The sequence below is a fragment of the Nocardia sp. NPDC050717 genome (assembly GCF_040654275.1).
Taxonomy (GTDB): domain Bacteria; phylum Actinomycetota; class Actinomycetes; order Mycobacteriales; family Mycobacteriaceae; genus Nocardia.
Genome location: NZ_JBFAHR010000019.1, coordinates 46,891 through 73,385 on the forward strand (window position 1 = coordinate 46,891; position 26,495 = coordinate 73,385).

The window sequence follows — 26,495 nt, forward strand, 5'->3', positions numbered from 1 at the left end:
AACTCTGGCGTTTGAGGCGGCCGCGTCGGCGTTTGGGGCGGGAGCGGCGGGACGCGTCCTTGTTGCATCAGGCATGACGACAACGACGACGGCCGCCCCGGCGGCACCGGAGACCCAGCGCCGGGCGTGGCCCGCGCTGTTGACCATGTTCCTCGGCAGCTTCTCGCTGGTGACCGCGGAATTCCTGCCGCCCGGTGTGCTCACCGTGCTCGCCGACGACCTGGGTGTACGCGAGGGCGTCGTCGGGCTGTCGGTGAGCGTGACGGCGCTGACCGCGCTGCTCGCGGCCCTCGGCCTCGGCGCGCTGTTCCCCCGGGTGGATCGGCGGACCCTGCTGGTGGTGCTCACCGTCGGCGCCGCGATCTCGAACATCGTGGTGGCGCTGGCGCCGAACATCGCGACGCTGCTGCTCGCGCGGCTGCTGCTCGGGGTGGCCGTCGGCGGGTACTGGTCGATGGCGATGGTGATCGCCGCCCAGCTGGTGCCCGCGGCACGGCTCGGGAAGGCGATGATGATCGTGAACGGCGGCACCACCGTCGCCACCGTCGCCGGGGTGCCGATCGGGGTGCTGCTCAGCGGGTACGCGGGCTGGCGGACCACCTTCGTCGTCGCGGCCGTGGTCACCGTGGCCGCCGCCGTGGCCGCGCGGCTGATGCTGCCGCCGATCGCGCCGAGCAAGGGCGTCGGCTTCGCCGCCATGGGCGCGGTGCTGAGGGTGCCGAGTGTCGCGTTGGGGCTGGTCAGCGTGGTCGCGGTGATCGGCGGACACTTCGCGGGCTACACCTACATCCGGCCCGCGCTCGCCGAACTGCTCGGCGCTGGTCCGACGGTGATTCCCGTGCTGCTCGCCCTGTTCGGTGTCGGCGGGCTGATCGGCAACTTCGTGCTCGGCGCGCTCACCGATCGGTATCTGAACGTCCTGCTGCTCGCCGTGCCGACGACGATCGGTGCCGCCCTGCTCGCCGTCATCGCCTCCGCCGCCGTGCCTGCTCTGGGCTACGCCGCTGTGCTGATCTGGGGTGCCGCGTTCGGCGGGATCCTGAACGTCATCCAGGTGTGGCTGTCGCGGGTACAGCCCGACCGGGTGGAGGCGGGCAGCGGGCTGGTGGTGGGCGGGTTCCAGCTGGCCATCATCCTCGGCTCCGCGGTCGGCGGGCTCGGCGTGGACACCGTCGGGCTGACCGCCACCTACACGCTGGCGGCGATCGCCGCGCTGGTCGGCGGCGTCCTCATCCGGAGCTCGCTGCCCCGCGCCGCCCGCTGACCTACCCTGCGGACCGCACGGCCGCACGCCGCCATTCCGACGGTGTGCGGCCGGTGTGCCGTCGGAAGGCGCGCCCGAACGCGGCCTCCGAGCGATAGCCGAGGCGGCGCGCCACCGCGCCGACCGACGCGTCCGGCTGGGCCAGGAACCGCTGGGCGCGCTCGACACGCAGGCGCGTCAGGTACCGCCCCGGCGTGAGTCCGGTCGCCGCCTGGAAGCGCGCGGCGAACCCGGAGCGAGAGGCCAGGGCGACCTTGGCCAGCGCCTCCACCGTCCAGTCCTTTCCCGGATCGGCGTGCAGGGCGGCGACGGCCCGCGCCACCCCTGGCTCGTCCACCCGCAGCAACCACTGTTCCGGCGCGCAACCGCGCGCGTACCAGTTCTCGATCGCCATCGACGCGATCAAGGTGACGACCCGATCGCCCTGCACGCCGGCCGGGTCGGGGCACTCCCGCACCAGATGGCCGAACATCGTCGCCACCAGCGGTACCTGGCCGGGCAGATCGGTGAGCCAGATCCGCGACGGCAGCGCCGCGAGCACGCTGTCCGCGCCGAGCGAGGCGAGCCGCACGCACAGCACGGTCGATGCCGCGGGCGCGGTGATCGCGAAACGTTCGGCGCGGGGGACGAACAGGAAGTCTCCGGTCGCCAGATCGCGGGTGGCGGTCAGCCCCTCGACGCGGATCAGCCCGTCGAGCACCAGCAGGGCGACCGGTTCGCCCACCAGATGCGCCACCCCGCCGTCCGGCAGCACGAACTCGTCGCGTCCGGTATACCGCCACTGCAGCGCGGCGAGTACCTCGTCGAGGCCATCGGCACCGGTTTCGATCAGCGTCACCACACACCTCCAACCGCCTCACGGTACCAAGCTGATTCGCCGGGTGAGCGCACGCGCGCTACGCCCGCTGACGTACCCCGGATCGCGCCGCGCGGCCGATGTCACCGGCCGCGGGCGCGAGCAGGCTGAGGACATGAACACTTTCGACACCACCACGACACTGACCCTGCTGGCCGACCACTACGACGGCGGCTGGCACCCCTGGCCGTTCTTCTGGATCTTCCCGCTGCTGTTCTGGCTCACCGTGGTCGCGCTGATCTTCTTCGCGCGCAGGCGATACGCCCACCGCGGCGGCGGCATCGAGGCACTGCGCACCGGATTCGCTCGCGGTGAGATCAGCGAGACCGAGTACCGGAGCCGACTCGCGGTGCTCACCGAGCCGCGCAAGAAGAGTTAGGGCCCGCCATGCGATTCGGCATCATTCTCACGCCCAGCCCCGGAACCCAGTGGACGCGCGCGGTGGCCGAGGCCGAGCAGCAGGGCTACGACACCGTGCTGCTGCCGGACACCCTGTTCACCCCCTCGCCACTGCCCGCCCTCGCGGCGGCGGCCGCGGTGACCACCACGCTGCGGCTGCGGCCCAACGTCTTGGCCGACCCGTTGCGTACGACCGGCGCGACCGTGCGGGAAGTGGCCGCGCTGCAACTGCTTTCGGACGGCCGGTTCGAGCTCGGCATCGGCAGCGGTCGCCCCGATGCCCAGCGCGAGGCCGAAAGGCTCGGTCTGCCTTGGGGTTCGGCGGGCGAGCGGCGCGAACACATGGTCCGCACGATCGCGGCCGTGCGCGCCGAAGTTGACCCGGCGCCGCCGATCGTGATCGCCGCCGGCGGTCCGCGCATGCTGGCCACGGCGGCCGGCACCGCCGATCGGATCCTGCTGGCCGCGGCGCCCGACGCCACCGAGGACGACCTCGCCCGCATGGTCGCCACGGTCACCGCGCACACCGACCGCGAGGTGCGGTTCACCCTCCAGGCCGTCGGGATCGGCGAGCGATTGCCGGTGTGGCTCAGTGCCCGGCTCGGCCACACCGCGCACGCCCTGCGCGCGGCGGGTGCCGTGGGACTTCTCCCCAGTGATCCCCAGGAAGCTGTGGACGTCCTGCGCTCCCGCCGCACCCGGTACGGAGTCGACGAACTGATCGTGCCCGGCGAACTGGCCGACGCGTTCGCCCCGATCATGGCGGCCGCCCGTGTCGGCGCCCGCTGACAGTTTCGACGAGATCAACGGGAGAAGGTTCCTGCGGCTAGCCCCCGGCACGACGAAAAGGCCCGCCCCTGGAATTCCAGGGGCGGGCCTTTCGAGTTCCGCTGACTTACTCGCCGGAGGCGGCGGCATCGGGCGCGGTGCCCTCGCCTGCTCCGGTGAGGACGACCTCGGGCTTGTCGTCGCCCGCGGCGGCCTTGGTCAGCTTCGTCTTGCCCGCGAAGGTGAACTTGGCGTCCTCGCCCTGGCCCTCGCCGTTCCAGCCCTCGACGTCGACCTCGATGGTCTGGCCGGGGCCGATCTCGCCGAAGAGGATCTTCTCCGACAGCTGGTCCTCGATCTCGCGCTGGATCGTGCGACGCAGCGGACGGGCACCGAGGACCGGGTCGAAGCCGCGCTTGGCGAGCAGGGCCTTGGCCTGGTCGGTGAGCTCGATCGCCATGTCCTTGTTCTTCAGCTGCTTGGCGACGCGGCCGATCATCAGGTCCACCATCTGCACGATCTGTTCGCTCGTGAGCTGGTGGAAGACGATCACGTCGTCGATGCGGTTGAGGAACTCGGGGCGGAAGTGCTTCTTCAGCTCGTCGTTGACCTTGAGCTTCATCCGCTCGTAGTTCGAGCCCTCGGCGTTGGACTGGGTGAAGCCCAGGCCGACAGCCTTCGAGATGTCGGAGGTGCCCAGGTTCGAGGTGAAGATCAGCACGGTGTTCTTGAAGTCGACCGTACGACCCTGGCCGTCGGTGAGACGGCCGTCCTCGAGCACCTGCAGGAGGGTGTTGTAGATCTCCTGGTGCGCCTTCTCGATCTCGTCGAACAGCACCACCGAGAACGGCTTGCGGCGCACCTTCTCGGTGAGCTGGCCGCCCTCCTCGTAGCCCACGTACCCGGGAGGGGCACCGAACAGGCGCGAGGCGGTGAAGCGGTCGTGGAACTCGCCCATGTCGATCTGGATGAGCGCGTCGTCGTCGCCGAACAGGAAGTTCGCCAGCGCCTTGGACAGCTCGGTCTTACCGACACCGGACGGACCGGCGAAGATGAACGAGCCGGACGGACGCTTCGGGTCCTTCAGGCCGGCGCGAGTGCGGCGGATCGCCTTGGAGACGGCCTTGACGGCATCCTCCTGGCCGATGATCCGCTTGTGCAGCTCGTCCTCCATGCGGAGCAGACGGGTGGTCTCCTCCTCGGTGAGCTTGAAGACGGGGATACCGGTCCAGTTGGCCAGCACCTCCGCGATCTGCTCGTCGTCGACCTCGGCCACGACGTCCAGGTCACCCGAACGCCACTGCTTCTCCCGCTCGGCGCGCTTGGCGACGAGCTGCTTCTCCTTGTCGCGCAGGCGCGCGGCCTTCTCGAAGTCCTGCGCGTCGATCGCGCTTTCCTTCTCGCGGCGGGCGTCGGCGATCTTGTCGTCGAACTCGCGCAGGTCCGGCGGCGCGGTCATCCGGCGGATGCGCATGCGCGCGCCCGCCTCGTCGATGAGGTCGATCGCCTTGTCCGGCAGGAACCGGTCGTTGATGTAGCGGTCGGCCAGCGTCGCGGCGGCGACCAGGGCACCGTCGGTGATGGAGACCCGGTGGTGCGCCTCGTAGCGGTCGCGCAGACCCTTGAGGATGTTGATGGTGTGCTCGACGGTCGGCTCGCCGACCTGCACCGGCTGGAAGCGGCGTTCCAGGGCGGCGTCCTTCTCGATGTACTTGCGGTACTCGTCGAGGGTGGTCGCGCCGATGGTCTGCAGCTCGCCACGGGCCAGCTTCGGCTTCAGGATCGAGGCCGCGTCGATGGCGCCCTCGGCGGCACCCGCGCCGACGAGCGTGTGCAGCTCGTCGATGAACAGGATGATGTCGCCGCGGGTGTTGATCTCCTTGAGCACCTTCTTCAGGCGCTCTTCGAAGTCACCGCGGTAGCGGCTGCCCGCGACCAGGGAACCCAGGTCGAGGGTGTAGAGCTGCTTGTCCTTGAGGGTCTCGGGGACCTCGCCGTTGACGATGGCCTGCGCCAGGCCCTCGACGACCGCGGTCTTACCGACACCGGGCTCACCGATCAGGACCGGGTTGTTCTTGGTGCGGCGGCTCAGCACCTGCATGACGCGCTCGATTTCCTTCGAGCGGCCGATGACCGGGTCGAGCTTGCCCTCGAGCGCGGCCTGAGTGAGGTTGCGGCCGAACTGGTCGAGCACCAGCGAAGTGGACGGAGTGCCCGCCTCACCGCGCGAGCCGGAACCCTCGACGGGCTCCTTGCCCTGGTACCCGGACAGCAGCTGGATGACCTGCTGACGGACGCGGTTCAGGTCGGCACCGAGCTTGACCAGAACCTGGGCGGCGACGCCCTCGCCCTCGCGGATGAGACCGAGCAGGATGTGCTCGGTACCGATGTAGTTGTGGCCGAGCTGCAGCGCCTCGCGCAGGCTCAGCTCCAGCACCTTCTTCGCGCGCGGGGTGAAGGGGATGTGACCGGACGGCGCCTGCTGGCCCTGACCGATGATCTCCTCGACCTGGCTGCGCACACCCTCCAGCGAGATGCCAAGGGACTCCAGCGACTTCGCCGCCACGCCCTCGCCCTCGTGGATCAACCCAAGCAGGATGTGCTCGGTGCCGATGTAGTTGTGGTTGAGCATCCGGGCCTCTTCTTGGGCCAGGACAACGACACGCCTCGCGCGGTCGGTGAACCTCTCGAACATCGCTCCCTCACTCTCCTGCTCCGACATTCTGGCAACAGACGCCGACCGACAACTGTCGCCGTCAGCCTGCCATGAAGCCCGGGGGTTGCGGCCCCCGCCATCCACTCTAGTTGGCAGGGGATTCCGCCGCCGCCGGTCCACCCTATTGATGACCGGCGGCAACATGGTCATTCACTCATAACGCGCACGTCGCGGCATTCGTTTCCCCGCGAGTTTTGCCTACAGCGAAATATGGCGGACGGGTGACGGCTCAGCCGGTGAACGGCGGCACGAACTCACACGGTACCGGTGCCCGCCTGGCCGGATCGAGGGCGTTGAGCGCGTGCGCGGCGGCCCGCGGACTGCCCGCGATGGCCATGTGCTCGGAGTAGTCCTGGGCGCACCCGTCCTGGACGACGATCGAGGTGGCGTTCGGCCCCGGCACCAGGCCGGAGGTGTACGGCACGACCAATTCGTCGATCGAGGACACGATGTTGGTATAGCTGACCTGCGGGCTGTACACCCCGTCGGCGTTGAGGGCGGTCAGGAAGGGCGAGCCGCTGAACATCTGCCCGCAGGCCTGGCACAGCGACGAGGACACCGCGTCGAAGGCGGGCCCGGCACCCAGCGCCCGGCTGAAGGTGGCGATGTCGCCGGCGCCGAACGCGTTGGTCCCGAGCCAGGGCGGGGCGATGCCGACCAGCTTGTCGACCTTCGCGGCGCCACCGAGCCGCTTGATGTAGTAGTTGCCGACGATGTTGCCCTGCGAGTGGGCGATGAAGTCGACCTTCGCGGCGCCGGTGCGCGCGAGCACGTCATCGACGAACGCCGACACCTCGCGGCCGCTCTGCTCGATCGGCCGCATGCCCCCGATCGCCGAGACGGGCCACGGCAGCCCGTACTGGCCATAGGTGAGCGAGTACACGCAGTACCCCTCGTTGGCCAGCAGCGGGGCGTACACACCCCAATTCGTCTGTGCCCCACCGCCGGTGCCGTGCAACAGCACCACCGGATTCGGATGCTCGGCCGAGGGCACGCAGTCCGGATCATTCGCGCCGGGCAGTGATCCGCCGGGGTTGGCGAGTTCCGGCGCGATGCCGGCGAAGAAGTTGTAGTCCACCGGGTACGTCTCGGCGGTGGCGGTGTGCGCGCTCGCCCAGGTCAGCAGGGCGGCGGCGGCAAGAACCAGCAACGATCTCGAACTACGTCGCATGCGACGACTCCTCACTAGAACGTGTTCCAGCATTCTGGAACACGTTCTAGCGATCGCGGGGCACTATCGGCCGATTGCCGTCATCGCCGGTACGGCGCGGTGCCGTAGCCACCGGCCTGGGGTGCGGTCATCGTCTGCGAAACCGGCTGCGCGGCAACGACACCGGTGGCCGAGATGCTGGACTTGCCCTGCTGCACCCCCGCCGCGAACAGCGCGCCGCACAGCACCAGGAAGGCCGCGGTGTGCAGCACGGCCCGCAGGATGTTCCAGCGCACCCACGCCGCCTCGTAGTCGGCGCGCACGGCGGCGGCGTCGATGATCGCGGCCGGGTCGCCCGCCGCGTCGAGCGCGTCATTGAGCGGCACGTTCAGCGCGACGGTGACGCCGAAGGCGATCACATTGAGCGCCAAGGCGATTCCGAGCCAGACCAGCGTGGCGCGATGCTGCGATCCCAGGCTCAGCACCGTCGCCAGCGCGGTGAAGCCGACCGTGCCCATGAACCCGAGCATGAACCACGGATTGATGATCACGACGTTCACCTTCTGCATGACCTCGATCAGCGTGCGATCCCCGGTCCGGGCGAGCGCGGGCATCACCGAGATCGCGTAGGCGTAGAACACGCCGGCGATCAGCCCGGTGCTGAGCACCGCCAGCACGATGGCGGCCATCCGAACTGCGAACATGATGTCTCCTGACTCGTCGTCCCGGAGCCCCGCTCCGGCGTTACGACCAAGTCAACCGTGTCACGCGCCACACCGACATCGTTCAGACGCTCACGAACCTGCGCGAGCGTCGCCGCCTCACAGATCGTGGTCGGAGATCATCCCGCTCTGCATCGCCAGCGCGGCCAGCCGGGTGCGCTTCTGGTTCTGCGGCAGATTCTCCACCCCGAACTTCGCGAACAGGGCGCGCAGATGGGTCTTGATCGCATCGATCGAGAGGAACAATTCCTCGGCGATCTGCTGATTCGAGGCGGGCGTCGCGAAACCGGTGCCGTGTTTGTACGGACGGCACAGCGCGATCAGCACCGCGCGCTGGGTATCGGTGAGCGAACGCATGGTGGGTATCGAACCGGAGGAGGTGTGCGTCGCGTCGTCGACGACGCCGCCGAAATCGAAGAAGTGCACGAGCGTGGTGCCGACCCGGATGCGGTCACCGGGGCTGAGGCGGCGGCGGCCGATCAGCCGTTCGCCGTTGACGAAGGTGCCGTTGCGGGAAAGTCCGTCGTCGACGATGGTCCAGTGCGCGCCGAGATATTCCACCGCGGCGTGCAGCCTCGAGACTTCAGCGTCCCAACCGAGGACGAGATCGGCCTGCACATTGCGGCCGATGGTGAAACGCTGCCGTTCCGGGTCGAGGGACAATTCGTGCTGACGCCCCGTGTCATCGGTATACCGGAGAAAAGAACTGGCCATCGCGGTCACAGCGTCATCCCGCCTCTCCACGAATCAGGCCGGTCCCGTGCGAGATCGCCCCTGCCCGACGAGTTACCCATGTACTCGCCGGACCAGGTCGGATGGTCGGCCGCGGCCGACTTGAAAAACCTTGCGCACGAACATCAGTCTATCTCCACGAGAGAGACCCGTCGCCTGCCCCGACCGGAGTGGGCATCGGCTCCGCGAGGCCGGTCCGGGATCGAGCCGAAGCGATCCCGGACCGCGGTCGAGCTCAGGCCTTGCCGACTTCCTTGTTGTAGGCCTCGGTGATATCGGCCGAGATACGACCGCGAGCGGAGACCTTGTGGCCCTTGCGACGAGCCCATTCACGAATTGCGGCGCTCTGTTCCCGATCCATGGAAACGCGGCTCTTGCCCTGCGGAGCGGGGGCGCCTGCCGCCTTGGTGCGGCGACGGCCACTCACCCGACGGGCGTTGGCGACCCATTCGTCCAGGCCTTCGCGCAGCCGGGCCGCGTTGGCCTCGGACAGGTCGATCTCGTACGACACACCGTCGATAGCGAACTCGATGGTCTCGTCCGCGATGGACTCACCGTCGACATCGTCGATCAGGCTAACGGTGACCTTCTTTGCCATGAGATGAACGTCCTCTCGAAATCGTCAAGCCTGCCTCCAGGCCGAATACCCGAGGCAAGAATACCTCTAAATACGAAAATTCCAACACGAGCCCATCGGCTCGCAAATCTACTGGTCAGCGACTACTCGGCCGGACAATAGGGAACAGGATCGTTTCCCGGATTCCCAAACCGGTCAGTGCCATCAACAACCGGTCGATTCCCATACCGGTTCCGGTGGTCGGCGGCATGCCGTGTTCCATCGCCGCGAGGAAGTCTTCGTCGAGGACCATCGCCTCGTCGTCACCGGCGGCGGCCAGCCTCGCCTGATCGACGAACCGTTCGCGCTGGATCACCGGGTCGACCAACTCCGAATAGCCCGTTGCCAACTCGAAGCCGCGCACATAGAGGTCCCACTTCTCGGTGACGCCGGCCTTGCTGCGATGCTGACGGGTCAGCGGTGAGGTCTCCACCGGGAAGTCCCGGACGAAAGTCGGCGCGTACAGCTTGTCGCCATACGCGTGTTCCCACAGTTCTTCGACAAGTTTGCCGTGGCCGTAGCCCTTGCCCGCCGGAATTTCCAGACCCACCCGATCGGCGAGCGCCAGCAATTCCTCCACACTCGTTTCCGGGGTCACCTCGACACCGATGGACTCCGACAGGGACGGATACATCTCGACGGTCGTCCACTCGCCGCCGAGATCATATTCCGTACCGTCGGCGAGGGTCACCACGAGGGTGCCGAATGCTTCCTGCGCGACTTCCTGGATCAATTCCCGGATCATCGTCGCCGAGTCGTCGTAGGTGCCGTAAGCCTCGTAGGTTTCCAGCATCGCGAACTCCGGGGAATGCGTGGAGTCGGCGCCCTCGTTGCGGAAGTTCCGGTTGATCTCGAAGACCTTCTCCAGGCCGCCGACCACGCAGCGCTTCAGGAACAGCTCCGGCGCGATACGCAGGAACAAGTCCATGTCCAGCGCATTGGAATGGGTGACGAAGGGGCGCGCGGCGGCGCCACCGTGGATGGTCTGCAGCATCGGGGTCTCGACCTCGAGGAAACCGCGGCGCTCGAGCGCGGTGCGCAGGGCGCGGACCACGTTCACCCGGGTGCGGGCCATTTCCCTGGCCTCTGGACGCACGATCAGGTCGACATAGCGCTGTCGGACGCGCGACTCCTCGTTCATCTCCTTGTGCGCCACCGGCAGCGGGCGCAGCGACTTGGCCGCCATCGACCAGGAGTCGGCCATGACGCTCAATTCACCGGTCCGCGAGGAGATGACCTCGCCGTGCACGTACACGAAGTCGCCGAGGTCCACGTCGGACTTCCAGGCCGCCAGCGCGTCGGCGCCGACACCGTTGAGGCTGATCATCGCCTGCAGCTTGGTGCCGTCGCCCTCCTGCAGGGTGGCGAAACACAGCTTGCCCGTATTGCGGACGAAAATGACGCGGCCCGCGATCCCGGCCTGCAGACCGGTCTGGGTATCGGGCTCCAGATCCGGGTAGGCGGCGCGGATTTCGGCCAGCGTGTGGGTGCGCGGCACCACCACCGGATAGGCCTCGCCGCCCTCGGCGAGCAGCCGTTCCCGCTTGTCCCGGCGAATCCGCATCTGCTCGGGGACATCACTGTCCACGGCGGAACTGACGGCGCGGCCGGATTCGGCGGGGTTAGGGGTGCTCACATCCGATAACAGTAGCGTGTCACGCAAATGCTATGCGCCCCGCCCGCACCGATCTCGGCGGTCGGCCGACAACGCCCCGACCATTCCTCGGCGCAGTGCAATCCACGTCACACAACCGAAATACAATCCCAGCTCAGCGGGGCCCGAACCCGCACGTGGACACCGCAACTCGGACCGGCGCCGCGAGGCGGTACACGCTAGAGCGCGGCGAGCGCATTCAGCTCGCGGGCGAAATGCGGCGCGGCGACGGCGACCGAGGTCATCCCCGCCGACTTCAGTGCCTGATAGCCACCGATGAGATCGGTGGCCCGGTGCAGACCGAGCTGCTGCAACGACGCCGCGGCCAGCGACGAGGTGTAGCCCTCGGAGCAGAAGATGATCCATTCCACGTCGTGATCGACGGCGAGCGACAAACGCGCCGACGAGGTCGGATCGAGTCGCCATTCCAGGACATTGCGCTCGATGACCAGCGCGCCGGGGAGTGAACCTTCCCGAACCCGCTGCGCCGCCGGGCGGATGTCGACCAGAATCGCGCCCCTGGCCAATGCGGCGGGCAGGTCGTAGACATAGAGCCTGCGCAGCTCGGCACGGGCGTTCTCGAGCATCTGATCAATAGTCAAACGGCTCATCACAGGTCACCTTCGGGCTGGTCGGTGAGGACGGTTTTGGTGCGGCGCAGCGTCCCGTGGCCGGTCACCTCGTAATAGGACATCGCCGACAGTGGCGGGGAATAGGCGTGCACGCTCAGCGTGGGATCGAGCGGACCGACGGATTCGACGGCGGCGGGCGCGCGCACCACGTCGTGCACCCAGCCGATCGGGAACGAGGCCTGATCACCGGCGGCCAGCGTGCGCCTGCGCAACTCCGTGCCATTCCAGCGGAATTCCGAGAGCGCGCCGGACAGGACGGTGAGCGCGCCGAGCGAACCGGCGTGATCGTGCAATTCCGTGGATTTTCCCGGCGTCCAGCTGATCAGCCAGACATCGACCTCGTCGTCGGCGATCAGGCGGGTCGCCCAGCGTTCCTCGGTCGGCCAGAGCCCGTCGGCGGGCAGCAGGTGGTCGTAGCGGCCCGCGAGGACGTCTTCGGCGCCTTCGTCGGTGAGACGCAGCAGGTCAGCGGGGCGCAGGCGGGTCGGCAACGCGGAAGCCACCGCCCGGTCGAGCGGGGGTGTCGCGGAGTAGCCGTCGCGCGCGGAGGAAAGGGAAAGGACAGAAGAACGCATGAGCGAATCTCCAGGAGGTGTGAATCGGTCGAGGGGAAAACGTCAGCCTCGAACGATCGAGGCAGGTCAGCCTCGACAACACTCCTGGGTGCTCACACGGAAATACACGAGCGTGAGTTTAGCAGCTCTCGCGCGCCACGGCGAAAATGAGCTGCGCCACACCTACTTCTTGTTGCGCTCGTAGACGTGCCGCAGGCCGGTCAGGGTCAGATGCGGCTCGTGCTGGTCGATCGTCTCGGACTCCGGGACGATCAGCGGCGCGCCCGCCCCGGTGGCCACCACGGTGACATCGGAGCCGGAGAAGGCGTCGAACTCGTCGCGAATGCGGTCGATCAGGCCGTCGACCAGGCCCGCGAAACCGAACACCGCGCCCGACTGCATGCACTCCATGCTGTTCTTGCCCAGCACCGAGCGCGGCCTGGTGAGCTCCACCCGGCGCAGCGCGCTGCGCTCGACCAGGGCCTCGGTGGAGATCTCCACGCCCGGCGCGATCACCCCGCCGAGGAACTCGCCCTTCACCGAGACCAGGTCCACACAGATCGCGGTGCCGAAATCGACGACGATCGCCGGACCGCCGAAGCGGCGGAACGCGGCGAGACAGTTGACGATGCGGTCGGCGCCGACTTCCTTCGGATTGTCCACCAGCAGCGGAATGCCCGTCCGCACACCGGGTTCCACCAGCACGTGCGGCACATGCGCCCAGTAGCGCGCCAGCATCGTGCGCAATTCGCGCAGCACCGGAGGCACCGTCGACAGGGCCGAGACGCCGACCACCTGGTCGAGTTCGTCACCGACCAGGCCGCGCACCTGCATGGCGAACTCGTCGGCGGTGAGCAGCGGATTGGTGTGGATCCGCCAGTGCCGCACCAGCTTCGCGTGCTCGCCGCTGCCGGAGAACAGGCCGAGTTCGATACCGGTGTTGCGGACGTCGATCGTCAGCAGCATCGCTGTCCCCCCGCCGCGCTCAGGCGAACGACAGGGAGCGCGGGGAGGTCAGGCCGGAGCCCTCGGGCGCGTGCGCCGGGTCCGAACCGAGCTCCACCGGGCGGTTGCGGTCGTCGACGAAGACCACCTTCGGGTCGTAGTCGCGCAGTTCCTGCTCGTCCAGCTGGCCGTAGGCGATGAGGATGACCAGGTCACCGGGATGCACGAGGTGGGCGGCGGCACCGTTGATGCCGATCACGCCCGATCCGCGCTCGCCCGCGATCACATAGGTCTCGAGGCGGGCGCCGTTGTCGATGTCGACGATGCAGACCTGTTCGCCCTCGAGCAGATCGGCGGCGTCGAGCAGGTCCTGGTCGACGGTCACCGAGCCCACGTAGTGCAGGTCGGCGTGGGTCACCGTGGCGCGGTGGATCTTCGACTTCATCATGGTGCGCAACATCGTGGTGGCCTTTCTCAGTGCGCCTGCGAGGCAGGCAGGGAGTTCGCGTCGGGGTGCCCGTCGAGCTGGGCGCCCAGGACGATCGGGGCGTTGTCGATCAGCCGGGTCGTCCCGACCTTGGCCGCGACGAGCAGCCGAGCGTTTCCGTTCTCCGGCGCCGGGCCGAGGTTGGAGTCGCGCAGTTCGAGGTAGAGGACCTCGATGCCGTCGACGGCGTCGAGCACGCCGCGCGCGGCCCGGACGACCGCCTCGGGGCCGAGGCCGGCGGCGTGGCGACCGGCGGCCAGCGCGGCCGAGATGCCGAGCGCCGCCTCGCGCTGGGTGGCGTCGAGGTAGCGGTTGCGGGAGGACAGCGCGAGGCCGTCGGGCTCGCGGACCGTCGGATAGGCGACGATCTTCGCGTCCATGTTCAGGTCGCGCACCATCTGCCGGATGAGCGTGAGCTGCTGGTAGTCCTTCTCGCCGAAGTACGCCTCCGAGGCGTGCGCCAGGTTGAGCAGCTTGGCGACGACGGTGAGCATCCCGGCGAAGTGGGTGGGCCTGGTCTCGCCCTCGAGCTCGGCGCCGAGCGGGCCGGGCATGATCGTGGTGCGCGGGCCCTCCGGGTACATGTCGGAGGCGGACGGCGCGAACACCAGGTCGACGCCCTCGTACCGGAGCAGTTCGAGGTCGGCGTCGAGGGTGCGCGGGTAGGCGTCGAGATCCTCGTTCACGCCGAACTGCAGCGGGTTGACGAAGATCGAGACCAGCACGACCTGATTGGTCAGCTTCGCCTGGCGGATCAGCTGTAGATGGCCCTCGTGCAGCGCGCCCATGGTCGGTACGAAACCGATGGTCCGGCCGGCGCCGCGCAGGGTCTTGGTGATCGTCGCCAGGACCTCGGGGTCGTGGTGGACGGTGAGCACGCCGGGCTGGTACGCGCCGGTCGCCCTGGCGCCACCCTCGTGGTGATGCACTTGCCTGGGTTCCATCAGTGGCCTTTCTCGGCGAGCAGCTCCAGCAGGGCCGGATTGGTCTTTGCCAGTTCGGCGGTGCGCAGCGACATGGCACGGTAGGCCGCGGCCAGGCGCTCGTCCACCGACTCGAGTGCGGACAGGTGCGCGGCGACCGCGTCGACATCGCCGCGGGCCACCGGACCGGTCAGCGCGGCGCCGCCACGGCGCAGCGCGTTGTCGAGCGCGGCCGAGACGAGCGGGGCGAGCAGGCGTTCGGGCAGGCCGTTGGGCTGCTCGTCGACCAGGGGCTGGCCGAGCAGGCCCGGCCCGTCGAGGGCAGAGCGCAGTGCGGCGACCGCGTCGACGATCACCGTCACCAGGTGATTGGCGCCGTGCGCGAGCGCCGCGTGGTACAGCGTGCGCTGCTCCTCCGGCACCCGGACCGGTTCGCCGCCCATCTCGATCACCAGGGCCTGCCCGATCGCGTACCCCACCTCGTCGGCGGCGGTGACGCCGAAGCAGGCGTTGGCGAGGCGGTCGATGTCCTCGTCGTGGCCGGTGAAGGTCATCGCCGGATGGATGGCCAGCCCGAGCGCGCCCTTGTCGGTGAGCGGGGCCAGCACGCCGACACCGTGCGCGCCCGCGGTGTGCGCCACGATCGTGCCGGGGCGCACGACATCCGCCGCGGCGAGTCCGCGCACCAGCCCGGCCAGCTCGGCGTCGGGGACGGCGAGCAGCAACAGCTCACTGCGCTGGGCGATCTGCTCCACCGGCAGGATCTGGGAATCGGGCAGCCGCGTCCGCGCCCGGTGCACGGAGGCATCGGAGATCGCGGCGACACCGAACACCACGTGGCCGGCTCGCTCGAGCGCGACACCCAGCGCCGAACCCACTCGTCCCGCCGAGACGATTCCCACCGTCAGTCGTGCGGGCGCTGGGTCGACACCCACGTTCGCGCCATCGGAATTGACACTTCTCGAGGTCAACGTTGTCCTCTCGATTGCGTTCCAGTCCCGCTGGGCGGGTACCGGACGTACGGATCGAGGATATCGGGCGGTGCCCGGGCGCCGCCATGGGGCCATCACGTGATCTACGACGCTCTTGCCCCGCGGCGCACGGGAGCCCGCCGACCAGGACTTCGCCCGTTCCGGCTGGTCAGGACCGCGAGCTGGACTCCGATTGCAGGTTGGCCATGATGTCGGCGACCGAGAGGCGGGGGGCGCCTTCCTCTTCGGCTCGACGGCGGCGGCGGGAGCTGGTGCCCACGGTGGGGGTGGCGGCGGTCGGCTTCGGGGCCGGTGCCACCGCGTCGCCCTCGGCGGGGGTGGCGGTACTCGTGCCGGGAGTCGGTGCGTCCTCGACCGGCGTAGGTGCCGCGGGGGCCGAAGCCGCTGCGCCGCCTGCCGCGGTCGGAGCGGGAGCGGTCGGGACGGATGCGGCGGGGAAGTCGCCCGTGACCTGGGCGGGCGTCACCGGGAAGTCGCCCGTGGCCGGGGCGGACGCCGGCTTGCCGTCGGTCTCCGGGTCGGCGATGGGATTGCCGTCGTTGTCGACCCTGCGGGTGTTCGGCGCCGACAGTCGCGGGGGCGGAGTCTTGCCGTTGGCCGCCGGCTGCGACGCCTGCTCGGCCTTCTGGGCCTCCGCGTAGTCGTCGAGCTGGACCGCGGAGGTCTCTGCGGTCACCGGGTCGTCGTAGGGGTCGGCGAAGTTGGCCGAAACCGGCTGCATGAACACCGGTTTCAGTGCGCTGGGCGGTTGCTGCCACGGGCCGAACCAGGCGGCGTTGGCATCCACCGGGCTATCCGTAAATTCCTGATCCGCGTCGTCGAAGGCGTCGAAATCGGCGGCGGGCAGGGCATCGATCCGGACCGCGTCGGCCTGCAGAGCGGGCTGTTCCTCGGGGAGCGGGCCGTCGAAGAGGGCCTGCAGGTTCTGGCGCAGCAGCGCCAGCTCGGCGCGCAGGGCCGCGATCTCCGAGGCGTCGGCGCCGACCTCGGCGCGCACCCGCGCCTCGACGCCCATCTCGTACTCGCGCCGCGCGTTGATCTCACGCTCGAGCTGCAACTCGTACACCGTCTGGAGATCGCGCGCCTTGGCCTGGTCGACCGCTGCTTCCTTGCGGTACCTGGTGGCCGCGAGCGCGCCGATCACGGCCGCCCACAGCGCCGCTACCAGGCCTACGCGTACATATTGGACGTTCTCGCTGAAGATCAGGAAAACGCTTGCTGTCAGACCGAGCAGGATGAGCACGCCGATGAAGAGCTTTCCCGCGTCGTCCCGCCGTCGACGGGGCGTTGAGCTACGGGAGGGTGAAACCATGTGGGCCAGGGTAGCCGGAAACTGCTGGTCGGCCCACCAAAGATCGCGGTGATTCCATTCGCAAATTGCTAGGTGGTAGCGGGCTCGTCCGGCGGTTCCTCCGGCGCGCGACAGCAATACTCCAACCACAAGGCCGCAGCAACCAGGGCAGAACCGGCGAACATGCCGACCACGGCACCCGGCGAATCCGCGGCGGCCGCCGTCAGCGTGCCGCGCTGTGGGAATACCCACAGCAGGAATCCCAGCCACACCCCGGCGGCCAGCGAACCCACCTGCAGCGAGGCCTTGGCCAGCGCGACCGTGCGCGCCACGTTGATCGGATGCAGTTCCTTCGGGCCGTCGCCGATCTTCTCCTCGGCGATCTTGGCTTTGATGACGAACCCGAGCGCCGCCTCGATCGCGGCGACCGGCAGCAGCGAGGCGCCCGCCGCCACCGAGATGGACGGGAACGTCGAATACGCGAAGCGGGTGCCGATCCACGCGACCGCGGCGGCCACCACGACGTTCAGCGCGAGGTCGAGGACCCGGGTCGGCTTCAACACGGGCGGGCGCTCTCGTCGCGCAGCACGAGATCGGTGCGCACCACACCGGCGCGCTCGGCCGGATCGAGCCCGGCGAGCAGGTCGACGATCGGGACATCGTTCAGCACCGCCGACGGCTCCACCTCGAGCCACGGGACCAGCACGAAGGCCCGGTTGTTGGCCTGCGGATGCGGCAGGATCAGCGCGGGGTCGCTGTCGCGGACGATGGCGGCGCCGCTCGCGTCGGTGCAGCTCACCACGTCGACATCGAGGGTGCGCGCACCCCAGCGCACCTCGCGGACCCGGCCCGCCGCCTGCTCCAGATCCTGGCCGAAGCGCAGCCAGGCGTAGTCGTCGAAGGCCGGATCCTCGGCCAGCACAACGGCATTGAGGTAGTCGTCCTGCTCGACACCGCCCCACGGGGCCGTGGTGTACACCGGCGAGACCGCGCACACCCGCTCCCCCAGCGCCGCGACCACGCCGCGCAGATGCGCGAGCCGGTCGCCGAGGTTGGACCCGATCGACAGCACGGCGCGACTCATCGACGCGACCCCGGCTGCACCGTGCGGTAGCGGGTGGCGACCACGCGGACATCGGCGAAAGTGTGCGGGATCGGCGCGGACGGCTTGTGCACCACCACCTCCACCGCCTCGATCCGCGGATCGGCCATCACATCGTCGGCGATCTCGGAGACCACCGTCTCGATCAGATCGCGCGGCGGACCGGCCACGATGCGCACCGCTCGCTCGGCGAGGGCGCCGTAGTCGACGGTGTCGGCGAGGTCGTCGGAGGCGGCGGCCGCCGCGAAATCGACCCAGACCGTCAGGTCGACGACGAATTCCTGGCCGTCGCGGCGCTCGAAGTCGAAGACGCCGTGCCTGCCGAAGACGCGCAGTCCGCGCAGTTCGATGCGCGAGGTCGCGGGGCGGCCCGCGGGCGGTGGCAGCAACGGTGAGTTCATCGGGCGACTCCTCGGGCGGCGGTGGCGCGGCGCCACGCGTCGACGACGGCGATCGCGTCCAGCGAGGCACGCACATCGTGCACCCGCACACCCCACGCGCCGTGCGTCGCCGCCAGCGCGGAGACGGTGGCCGTGGCGGTTTCCCTGCCGTCCGGTGGGCGCGGGCCGGACGCGTCGGCCAGTAGTGCGCCGAGGAACCGCTTGCGGGAGGCGCCGATCAGGATCGGCAGACCCGCGCCGACCAGCTCGGGCAGCGCGGCGAGCAGTTCCCAGTTGTGTTCGGCGTTCTTGGCGAAGCCGAGGCCGGGGTCGAGGATCAGGCGCTCCGGCGCGACGCCTGCGGCGACGGCGAGCTCGACCTGGGCGCCGAGTTCGGCGCGCACCTCGGCGACCACGTCGTCGTAGTGATCGGCGGGGCCGGTGTGCCGGTAGTCGGCGCCTGCGCGCCAGTGCATCAGGATCCACGGCGCGCCGGACTCGGCGACGACCTTCACCATGTTCGGATCGGCGCGACCACCGGAGACGTCGTTGATCACCGACACGCCCGCGTCCAGCGCGGCAGCGGCGACCTCGGCGCGCATGGTGTCGACGCTGGTCGGCACGCCTGCGGCGACCAGCGCGCGGATCACCGGCGCCACCCGGGCGGCCTCGGTGGCCGGGTCGACGCGGTCGGCGCCCGGCCTGGTCGACTCACCGCCCACATCGACGATGTCGGCGCCCGCCTCGTACAGCGCGATGCCGTGCGCGACGGCCAGCTCGGGATCGAGATAGCGGCCGCCGTCGGAGAACGAATCGCCGGTCACGTTCACCACACCCATGACCACACACGAGCGGCCGTCCCGCGCGGTCACCAGGTGCTGGCTCATTTGCGCAGGATCAGGTCCAGCGCCTCGGCGCGCGAGGCGGCGTTGGTCTGCAGCAGGCCGCGCACCGCCGAGGTGGTGGTGCTCGCGCCCGGCTTGCGGATGCCGCGCATGGCCATGCACAGGTGCTCCGCCTCGACGACGACGATCGCGCCGCGCGGATCCAGCCGCCGCATCACGGCATCGGCGATCTGGCTGGTCAACCGCTCCTGCACCTGCGGGCGCTTGGCGTAGAGGTCGACGACGCGGGCCAGCTTGGACAGACCGGTGACGCGGCCGTGCGTGCCGGGGATGTACCCGACGTGCGCGACGCCGTGGAAGGAGACCAGGTGGTGCTCGCAGGTGGAGAACATCGGGATGTCGCGGACCAGCACGAGTTCCTGATGACCCTCGTCGAAGGTCGTCGCCAGAACCTCGTCGGGCTCGGTGTAGAGCCCGGCGAACATCTCCCGGTACGCGCGCGCGACCCGGGCCGGGGTGTCGAGCAGGCCGGGCCGGTCCGGGTCCTCGCCGACGGCGAGCAGCAGTTCCCTGACCGCTGCCTCGGCCCTGGCCTGGTCGAACTGTCGTCCCGTCGCCAGCGCCGTCAGCTCCGCCGGGCTGTTCGCGCCGAGTTCGCCCGCCGGATCGGCGAGCTGGCCGTTCCGCACTGGCTCAGCGACCTTCTTGTCGGCCGACACCTTCTCCGTACCTCCACACCGCCGGATCGTTCCGGCTTTTCCGCCGGTCCTGTCCGGCGTCAGACGGTCGAGCGTAGTCGGCCGTCCGTCAGCGACGGCCGTTCGGCCCTTCCCAGTCCTTGTTCTCCGGCTCGGTGCCGGGCGCGGGTTGCTGCGGCGGCGCGGCGGGCGCCTCGCCCCACGGCTGGAAGCCGCCGCCGTGCCGCGGCTGCTCCGGCTGCGCCCACGCACCGCTCTGCCCCTGCGGCGGCTGCTGCTGCGGCTGTTCCTCGCGCGGCGGCCACCCCGGCGCCGACCAACCGGCCGGTGCGCCGTAGTCGGGGCGCGAACCGTGCGTACCGCCCTGGCGCGGGAACGCCTGGGTCGGCGCGCCGGCGGGCAGCGGGTACCCGCTGGCCGGCGGCGCGGGCTGACCGTACTGCGGCGGCTGGGCCGGGTAACCGTTGGCGGGTTCGAGCGGCGCGCCGGCAGGCACCGGCGCGGGCGGCACCGGCTGCACCGGCGGCCACGGCTCGCCGCGCTCGGCGGCCAGCTCGCCCGGCGTCTTCACCGGCGGCTTGTCCGAGGGCAGCCGGTCACCGAAGTCGTTGAACGCGGTGATCCGCGGCCGCTTCTCGACACCGGCGAGGATGGTCTCGAGGTCCTTGCGGTGCAGGGTCTCGCGCTCGAGCAGCGCGGACGCCAGCGCGTCGAGCTGCTCGCGGTACTCGCTCAGGATCGACCAGGCCTCGGTGTGCGCGGCCTCGATCAGGTTGCGCACCTCCTCGTCGATCTCGCGGGCCACCTCGTGCGAGTAGTCGGACTGGGTGCCCATCGAGCGGCCGAGGAACGGATCGCCCTGCTCCTGGCCGTAGCGCACGGCGCCGAGGCGCGCGCTCATGCCGTACTCGGTGACCATGCCGCGGGCGATCTTGGTCGCCTGGTCGATATCGGAGGACGCGCCGGTCGTCGGCTCGTGGAACACCAGTTCCTCGGCCGCGCGGCCACCCATCGCGAACACCAGCCTGGCGATCATCTCCGAGCGGGTCATCAGGCCCTTGTCGTCCTCGGGCACCGTCATGGCGTGGCCGCCGGTGCGGCCGCGGGCCAGGATGGTCACCTTGTAGACAGGCTCGATATCGGGCATCGCCCAGGCCGCCAGGGTGTGGCCGCCCTCGTGGTAGGCGGTGATCTTCTTCTCGTGCTCGCTGATGATCCGGCTCTTGCGGCGCGGACCACCGATCACGCGGTCGACCGATTCCTCCAGCGATTCACCGGTGATCACCGCGCCGTGCTCACGCGCGGTGAGCAGCGCGGCCTCGTTGATGACGTTGGCCAGGTCGGCGCCGGACATGCCGACGGTGCGCTTGGCCAGGCCCTCGAGATCGGCGTCGGGCGCGATCGGCTTGCCCTGCGAGTGCACCCGCAGGATCGCGCGGCGACCGGCCAGGTCGGGGTTGCCGACCGGGATCTGCCGGTCGAAACGACCCGGACGCAGCAGCGCGGGGTCGAGGATGTCGGGGCGGTTGGTCGCCGCGATCAGGATGATGCCGGTGCGGTCGCCGAAGCCGTCCATCTCGACGAGCAGCTGGTTCAGCGTCTGCTCACGCTCGTCGTGGCCGCCGCCGAGGCCGGCGCCGCGCTGGCGGCCGACCGCGTCGATCTCGTCGACGAAGATGATGCAGGGGCTGTTCTGCTTGGCCTGCTCGAACAGGTCGCGCACGCGGGAGGCGCCGACACCAACGAACATCTCGACGAAGTCCGAACCGGAGATGGTGAAGAAGGGGACGCCCGCCTCGCCTGCCACGGCGCGCGCGAGCAGCGTCTTACCGGTACCGGGCGGGCCGTAGAGCAGCACGCCCTTCGGGATCTTGGCGCCGAGGGCCTGGTAGCGGGCCGGATTCTGCAGGAAATCCTTGATCTCGTACAGCTCTTCGACGGCCTCGTCGGCGCCGGCCACATCGGCGAAGGTGGTCTTGGGCATGTCCTTGGACAGCTGCTTGGCCTTCGACTTGCCGAAGCCCATCATGCCGCCGCGGCCACCGCCCTGCATCCGCGACATCACGAAGATGAACAGGCCGACCAGCAGCACCATCGGCACGATGAACAGCAGCAGCTGGGAAAGCCAGCTCTCCTGCTTGACGACCGTGTCGTACGGAGCGCCGGACTTCTGCACGGCATCGAGGACCTTGGCCGAGTTCTCACCGCCGCCCGGGTACTTGGCGACGATCTTGCTGTTGTTGTTCGTCGCCTCGTTGCCATTGTTCAGTTCGACCCGGAGCTGCTGCTCCTTGTCGTCGATCTGCACGTTCTTGACGTTGGCTTTGTCTTCCAGCTGGCTGAGCGCCACGGAAGTGTCGACACTCTCCCAGCCGCGCGTGTCATCGCTGAGAAAGCTGAACAGCCAGATCATGAGCATGATGCCCGAGATGATCGCCAAAGTGCGAAACACTGTCTTGCGGTTCATAGAGCGTCGGCCGGACGGCCCAGTCCTTTCCGGTTATTTCTCCGGGTGTTCCTAGCGAAGCGTCGAGATCGGCGGGTTTCGGATGCGGACATGCCACGTTACCGCGTACGGTCTAGTTCGATACATCGCGCAGTTCGGCTGCTGGTGCAGTTGCACTGGTAAACGCTCGAGGCACGAGGGAGGTTCCCGAATACCTCGGACGTGTTGTTGCAAGTGGCCACAATCATGTCATGCCCGCCATATCGTGGGCGACGACACAACTACAGCGCAGGGGGTATGGACATCGTCGAGCTACGCACACCCACAGCGATTCTGCGCCACGGACGCGGACGGCTCACCGTTCTCCGCCCTGGTACCGACGGCGAGCGGGTACTCGATGTTCCCATCGCCGACCTGCTCAAGGTGCGGCTGAACCGCCGCGCCGACGACGCGGTGGTGATCGAGATCTACCTGCGGTATCCCACCCCGGTGCTCACCGGCGTGCCCGCCGACCGCACCCCGCTGCCGGTCCTCATCGCCGAGCACGACGTGCCCGCCGCACTGGGCATCGTCGACCGGATCAACGACCAGATCATGGCGACCAAGCGCATCGACGTGGCCGCGCCCGATCTCACCCCGCCCCCGCCGGAGTGGGGCAAGTCGGGGCCGACCAGGGCCGATGTCGAGCGCGCGGTGCGCAGGATGGCGCCGCGCCGGGAGTCGCGCGCCGCCGTCAACGCGCTGAACAGGTACGTCACCCCGGACGAGTACGTGCTGGAGACCGCGATCGCCGTGGCGGCGCCCCCGGCGGGCAACGGCACCGGTCTGCTGGCCGCGACGACGACGCGCCTGCTGTTCATCGCCATCGGCGGCGAGCGCTACGCGCACGAACTGCCCGTGCCGGCCATTCTCGGCGCGCGCACCGTCGAAGGCGCACGCTCCGCCCCCGGCGAGATCGACACCAGGCACGGCGGCGGCTCGGGCATGGACGTCAGCGACGGCAATCGCACGCTGCACTTCGCCGGCGTCGACCGGGCCGACACCGAGCGGGTGACCTGCGCGGTCAACTTCGCGGTGCGCAGGCAGGCCGCCGACGGTGCGGCGGGCCCGGCCGACCCGGGCGTGTCCCAGCTCTACGCGGAGTGGGAGCTGCTGGTGGAACGCCACTCGCTCGGGATGGTCGACGACACCCAGTTCCAGCGCTACGGCCGCGGCATCCTGCGCAGCCTGTAGCGACCGGGCCGAACCGGACTGCGGTCAGTTCGGTTCGGTCACCTCGGTCTCCGTCTTCTGCTCCGGCTCGTTGAGCTCGATGCGGCGCCACGGGCTGGTGGGGCGGGTCCACAGGCGTAGCAGTTCCATCCGGCGGTCGACGCCGCCGTTCTTCAGTTCGGCCAGGTCCTCGGTGGCCTGCCAGTAGGTCCAGCCGGCCAGGTAGGCGTCGCCGAACTGGCGCCAGTTGCGGTAGCGGCGCTGGGCGGGCGGGAGCGCGCGCATGACGTACTCCCAGGCCACATCGGCCTCGAGGTAGCCGGCGGTGAACGCCATCCGCGCGACGGCGACGACGCGGGCGAGGTCCCAGGCGTGGATGTCGTTGGGCAGCGGACGGGCCAGGTGCTCGGTGAACCCGATCTTGATGGCCTGCGCCCAGATGTCGTAGTCGCGGACCAGTGCCTCCGGGTTGTCCATCCCCCGAAACGAACCGACCTGACGCAGGAAGGCGCGGTGCCGGTCGGCGCGTTCGCCGAAGCGGTCGCGTTCGCTGGCGTTGATGGAGGCCATCACCAGCGGGTGCACCAGCGCGTAGAGCGGGGCGTGCATGCCCTCGAGCAGCTGTTCCATCGACGCGCGCGCCTCGGTGCCGTCGGTGATGCCCCAGGCGCCGGTGAGCGTGTCGATGGCCAGTTCACGGCGGTCGCCGAGGGGATGCTCGCGTTCGGGGCCGAGCAGCATCGCGTCGTGGAAGGCGTCCCAGCGCGTGGAGTAGAAGGCGCCGAGCGCCAGCGCGCGCAGTTCGTCGTCGCTCACACCGGCGCCGGACCAGTGGTCTTCCTCGCGCTCGTCTAGTTCCGGATACGGAAAGGTGGTCAGCGCTGGTACTCCCCTGGCAGGCATGGGGCCGAGTCTAGTGCCGCGGATGCCTCGCGTGACCTGTCACACAGGTCTATGGTTCTGACATGTGTAGAAATATCACCGTCTTGCGTGGTCTGGAGCCTGCCGCCACCGAGCAGGAGATCTACGCTGCCGCCTTGCAATATGTTCGCAAAGTCGGCGGCATCTCCGGGCTGAGCAGCACCACCAAGCCCGCCGTCGACAAGGCCGTAGCCGCCATCGCCGCGGCGACGACCACACTGCTCGCCGAACTTCCCGATCGCCGGGTGCCGCCGCCCACCGAGCCGCCGCTGCGCCGGATCGCGGCCAGAGACGCCGCGGCACAGGAAGCGGGATAGTGCTTTAGTGAAGTGAACTGAAGCACACAACGCAGTGGGAGCACTCCAGTGACTGAACTCGACCAGACCGCGGCCGTGATCGAAGTACGCAATCCGGCGACCGGTGAGCGCACCGGCACCGTCCCGATCGTCGCGCCAGAGGAGGTCGCGGCGGCGGTTCGCGAATTGCGCCTGTACCAGCCGGAATGGGAGGCGATCGGTCCCGAGGGCCGCAAGCGCTGGCTGCTGAAGATGCAGGACTGGCTCATCGACAACACCGAGCGGCTCGCCGAGGTGCTGCAGTCCGAGACGGCCAAGCCGCGCGTCGACGCGCTCATCGATCCGGCCTTCGCGGTCGACCTGCTCGGCTACTACGCGCGCCGTGCGGGCAAGTTCCTCGCCGACGAGCACCCGTCCCCGCACAGCCCGCTGGCCAGGGTGAAGTCGCTGACCGTCGCCTACCGCCCGTATCCGGTGGTCGGTGTGATCACCCCATGGAACTTCCCGCTGGCGATGCCGGCGATCGACGTGTTCCCCGCGCTGGCCGCGGGCGCCGCGGTGATCCTCAAGCCCTCGGAGGTGACGCCGCTGTCGGCGGTGGAGCTGGCGCGCGGCTGGGCCGAGATCGGCGCTCCGCCGGTGTTCAAGGTGGTCACGGGCGCGGGTGAGACCGGTGCCGCCGTCGTCGAGAACGCCGACTACATCCAGTTCACCGGATCGACCGCCACCGGTCGCCGGATCGCCGCCGCCTGCGCGGAGCGCATGGTGCCCTACAGCCTCGAGCTGGGCGGCAAGGACCCGGCGATCGTACTGGCCGACGCCGACATCGACCGCGCCGCGCACGGCATCGCCTTCGGCGGCATGTTCAACGCCGGTCAGGTGTGCATCTCGGTGGAGCGCGTCTACGTGGAGGCGCCGGTCTACGACGAGTTCGTCGCCAAGCTCACCGATGCCGTCGCGGCCCTGCGCCAAGGCGCCGACGGCCGCGCGTCGAAGCACGACGTTGGCGCGCTGGCCAACGAGAACCAGGTGCGGATCGTGCAGCGCCACGTCGACGAGGCCGTCGCCGCGGGCGCACGGGTCACCACGGGCGGCAAGCGCACGGGGGTCGGCACGTTCTTCGAACCGACCGTGCTGGTCGACGTGGACCATTCGATGTCCTGTGTCGCCGAGGAGACCTTCGGGCCGACCCTGCCGGTGATGAAGGTGGCCGACGAGGCCGAGGCGGTCCGGCTGGCCAACGACTCGATCTACGGCCTGTCGGCCTCGGTGTGGACCGGCGACAAGGCGCGTGGCGAGCGGGTGGCCAGGCAGCTGAACGTGGGCGCGGTGAACATCAACGACGTGTTCGCCAACCTGTTCAACCCGGCGATGCCGATGGGCGGCTGGGGTCTCTCCGGTGTGGGCGCGCGCTGGGGCGGCGCGGCCGGTCTGCGCAAGTACTGCCGCGCGCAGGCGATGACCAAGCCGAAGCTGCCGACCATGAGCAAGGAATTGTTCTGGTACCCGTACGACATGAACAAGCTGGTCGTCGCGGTGGCGGCGATGCGGGCGGCGGGCGCGCGCGGTATACGCCGCATCGACCTGCCCGCGGTGTTGCGGCTGAAGAAGGAGCGGTAGTCGCGATCCGGCCGCGGCGATCGCTCGTCGCGGCCGGATTCCCAGCCGCAAAACCTCTTTGTGACCAAAGTCACTCATTGATCTTGATGGCGGCGAGAACAGTGGTCAGCGGTACGTTTTGCCGCGCGGACCCGGCCCCGGAGCACCCGCTCCGCGCCGCCGATTCCTGTGAGTCCGGCCGCATTCTTGCTGGTCAAACGCCCAGCCCCGCGCGCGACGCCGACCGATCCTCGGGCATCGCACAACAATGACGCCTCAATGATGCAGTGCTACA

Annotated in this window: 27 protein-coding genes; 6 read left to right on the forward strand and 21 right to left on the reverse strand. The window is 69.3% G+C overall.

The features are described 5' to 3' along the window. The first annotated feature begins 73 nt into the window (after positions 1-73). A complete protein-coding gene (locus AB0H56_RS28295) occupies positions 74-1,264 on the forward strand; it encodes an MFS transporter (protein ID WP_357168782.1) in 1,191 nt (396 codons plus the stop codon). Between the two features lies 1 nt (position 1,265). Here the strand turns inward: AB0H56_RS28295 and AB0H56_RS28300 are convergent, their stop codons facing one another. Further along, entirely contained in the window at positions 1,266-2,102 is an 837-nt protein-coding gene (locus AB0H56_RS28300) for an AraC family transcriptional regulator (RefSeq protein WP_357168784.1), read from the reverse strand. 133 nt (positions 2,103-2,235) lie between these two features. Between AB0H56_RS28300 and AB0H56_RS28305 the strand changes: the two genes are divergently transcribed. Beyond that, the gene (locus tag AB0H56_RS28305) at positions 2,236-2,499 is read left to right on the forward strand and encodes a hypothetical protein (protein WP_357168786.1); all 264 of its coding nucleotides are present in this window, start codon (positions 2,236-2,238) and stop codon (positions 2,497-2,499) included. 8 nt (positions 2,500-2,507) lie between these two features. Then, on the forward strand, positions 2,508-3,308 hold the full coding sequence (locus tag AB0H56_RS28310; RefSeq protein ID WP_357168787.1) for an LLM class flavin-dependent oxidoreductase: 801 nt from the start codon (positions 2,508-2,510) through the stop codon (positions 3,306-3,308). 106 nt (positions 3,309-3,414) lie between these two features. On the opposite strand, the gene AB0H56_RS28315 is transcribed toward AB0H56_RS28310, so the two are convergent. From AB0H56_RS28315 to ftsH, 19 genes are all read right to left on the reverse strand, one after another. Then, positions 3,415-5,982 (reverse strand): ATP-dependent Clp protease ATP-binding subunit, encoded by a 2,568-nt coding sequence (locus AB0H56_RS28315; RefSeq protein WP_280304095.1) that lies wholly within the window; start codon positions 5,980-5,982, stop codon positions 3,415-3,417. A gap of 250 nt (positions 5,983-6,232) precedes the next feature. Further along, positions 6,233-7,174: a lipase gene (locus tag AB0H56_RS28320; protein WP_357168789.1), complete on the reverse strand. Its 942-nt coding sequence runs from the start codon at positions 7,172-7,174 to the stop codon at positions 6,233-6,235. A gap of 80 nt (positions 7,175-7,254) precedes the next feature. Further along, entirely contained in the window at positions 7,255-7,857 is a 603-nt protein-coding gene (locus AB0H56_RS28325; RefSeq protein ID WP_357168791.1) for an anthrone oxygenase family protein, read from the reverse strand. Positions 7,858-7,974: 117 nt separating this feature from the next. Further along, complete coding sequence (locus tag AB0H56_RS28330) at positions 7,975-8,589, reverse strand: FHA domain-containing protein (protein ID WP_110041446.1); 615 nt, start codon at positions 8,587-8,589, stop codon at positions 7,975-7,977. Between the two features lie 253 nt (positions 8,590-8,842). Further along, positions 8,843-9,205, reverse strand: coding sequence for an Lsr2 family protein (locus tag AB0H56_RS28335; RefSeq protein WP_110041387.1), 363 nt, complete (start codon positions 9,203-9,205; stop codon positions 8,843-8,845). Positions 9,206-9,320: 115 nt separating this feature from the next. After that, complete coding sequence (lysS, locus tag AB0H56_RS28340; protein ID WP_357168846.1) at positions 9,321-10,787, reverse strand: lysine--tRNA ligase; 1,467 nt, start codon at positions 10,785-10,787, stop codon at positions 9,321-9,323. A 269-nt stretch (positions 10,788-11,056) separates the two neighbouring features. Further along, the gene (locus AB0H56_RS28345) at positions 11,057-11,479 is read right to left on the reverse strand and encodes a rhodanese-like domain-containing protein (protein ID WP_110041447.1); all 423 of its coding nucleotides are present in this window, start codon (positions 11,477-11,479) and stop codon (positions 11,057-11,059) included. An 8-nt stretch (positions 11,480-11,487) separates the two neighbouring features. Beyond that, a complete protein-coding gene (locus tag AB0H56_RS28350; RefSeq protein ID WP_357168793.1) occupies positions 11,488-12,084 on the reverse strand; it encodes a cysteine dioxygenase family protein in 597 nt (198 codons plus the stop codon). A 162-nt stretch (positions 12,085-12,246) separates the two neighbouring features. Beyond that, on the reverse strand, positions 12,247-13,029 hold the full coding sequence (locus AB0H56_RS28355) for a type III pantothenate kinase (RefSeq protein WP_357168795.1): 783 nt from the start codon (positions 13,027-13,029) through the stop codon (positions 12,247-12,249). 19 nt (positions 13,030-13,048) lie between these two features. Further along, positions 13,049-13,468: an aspartate 1-decarboxylase gene (gene panD, locus AB0H56_RS28360; protein ID WP_218720630.1), complete on the reverse strand. Its 420-nt coding sequence runs from the start codon at positions 13,466-13,468 to the stop codon at positions 13,049-13,051. Positions 13,469-13,482: 14 nt separating this feature from the next. Beyond that, positions 13,483-14,439, reverse strand: coding sequence for a pantoate--beta-alanine ligase (panC, locus tag AB0H56_RS28365; RefSeq protein ID WP_357168798.1), 957 nt, complete (start codon positions 14,437-14,439; stop codon positions 13,483-13,485). After that, positions 14,439-15,353 (reverse strand): DUF2520 domain-containing protein, encoded by a 915-nt coding sequence (locus AB0H56_RS28370; protein ID WP_357168800.1) that lies wholly within the window; start codon positions 15,351-15,353, stop codon positions 14,439-14,441. Before AB0H56_RS28370 ends, panC begins: the two co-directional genes overlap by 1 nt. A gap of 205 nt (positions 15,354-15,558) precedes the next feature. After that, positions 15,559-16,722 (reverse strand): DUF6779 domain-containing protein, encoded by a 1,164-nt coding sequence (locus AB0H56_RS28375; protein WP_357168802.1) that lies wholly within the window; start codon positions 16,720-16,722, stop codon positions 15,559-15,561. A 68-nt stretch (positions 16,723-16,790) separates the two neighbouring features. After that, positions 16,791-17,264: a DUF3180 domain-containing protein gene (locus AB0H56_RS28380; RefSeq protein WP_357168804.1), complete on the reverse strand. Its 474-nt coding sequence runs from the start codon at positions 17,262-17,264 to the stop codon at positions 16,791-16,793. Further along, a complete protein-coding gene (gene folK / locus AB0H56_RS28385; protein WP_357168806.1) occupies positions 17,258-17,785 on the reverse strand; it encodes a 2-amino-4-hydroxy-6-hydroxymethyldihydropteridine diphosphokinase in 528 nt (175 codons plus the stop codon). The genes AB0H56_RS28380 and folK overlap by 7 nt, the downstream gene beginning before the upstream one ends. After that, positions 17,782-18,204, reverse strand: coding sequence for a dihydroneopterin aldolase (folB, locus tag AB0H56_RS28390; protein ID WP_357168808.1), 423 nt, complete (start codon positions 18,202-18,204; stop codon positions 17,782-17,784). The genes folK and folB overlap by 4 nt, the downstream gene beginning before the upstream one ends. Further along, on the reverse strand, positions 18,201-19,070 hold the full coding sequence (gene folP / locus AB0H56_RS28395) for a dihydropteroate synthase (RefSeq protein ID WP_357168810.1): 870 nt from the start codon (positions 19,068-19,070) through the stop codon (positions 18,201-18,203). Before folP ends, folB begins: the two co-directional genes overlap by 4 nt. Next, positions 19,067-19,657, reverse strand: coding sequence for a GTP cyclohydrolase I FolE (gene folE, locus AB0H56_RS28400; RefSeq protein ID WP_357168848.1), 591 nt, complete (start codon positions 19,655-19,657; stop codon positions 19,067-19,069). The genes folP and folE overlap by 4 nt, the downstream gene beginning before the upstream one ends. A gap of 178 nt (positions 19,658-19,835) precedes the next feature. Beyond that, complete coding sequence (gene ftsH, locus AB0H56_RS28405; protein WP_357168812.1) at positions 19,836-22,193, reverse strand: ATP-dependent zinc metalloprotease FtsH; 2,358 nt, start codon at positions 22,191-22,193, stop codon at positions 19,836-19,838. Positions 22,194-22,469: 276 nt separating this feature from the next. On the opposite strand from ftsH, the gene AB0H56_RS28410 reads away from it, so the two are divergent. Further along, positions 22,470-23,405, forward strand: a complete 936-nt coding sequence (locus tag AB0H56_RS28410; RefSeq protein WP_357168814.1) for a hypothetical protein — start codon at positions 22,470-22,472, stop codon at positions 23,403-23,405. A 24-nt stretch (positions 23,406-23,429) separates the two neighbouring features. Here AB0H56_RS28410 and AB0H56_RS28415 read toward each other — a convergent pair whose 3' ends face one another. Then, positions 23,430-24,287, reverse strand: coding sequence for a DUF1266 domain-containing protein (locus tag AB0H56_RS28415; protein WP_110041401.1), 858 nt, complete (start codon positions 24,285-24,287; stop codon positions 23,430-23,432). A 62-nt stretch (positions 24,288-24,349) separates the two neighbouring features. On the opposite strand from AB0H56_RS28415, the gene AB0H56_RS28420 reads away from it, so the two are divergent. Next, positions 24,350-24,622 (forward strand): DUF2277 domain-containing protein, encoded by a 273-nt coding sequence (locus tag AB0H56_RS28420; RefSeq protein WP_110041402.1) that lies wholly within the window; start codon positions 24,350-24,352, stop codon positions 24,620-24,622. Positions 24,623-24,670: 48 nt separating this feature from the next. After that, entirely contained in the window at positions 24,671-26,221 is a 1,551-nt protein-coding gene (locus tag AB0H56_RS28425) for an aldehyde dehydrogenase family protein (protein ID WP_357168817.1), read from the forward strand. The last annotated feature ends 274 nt before the right edge of the window (positions 26,222-26,495 follow it).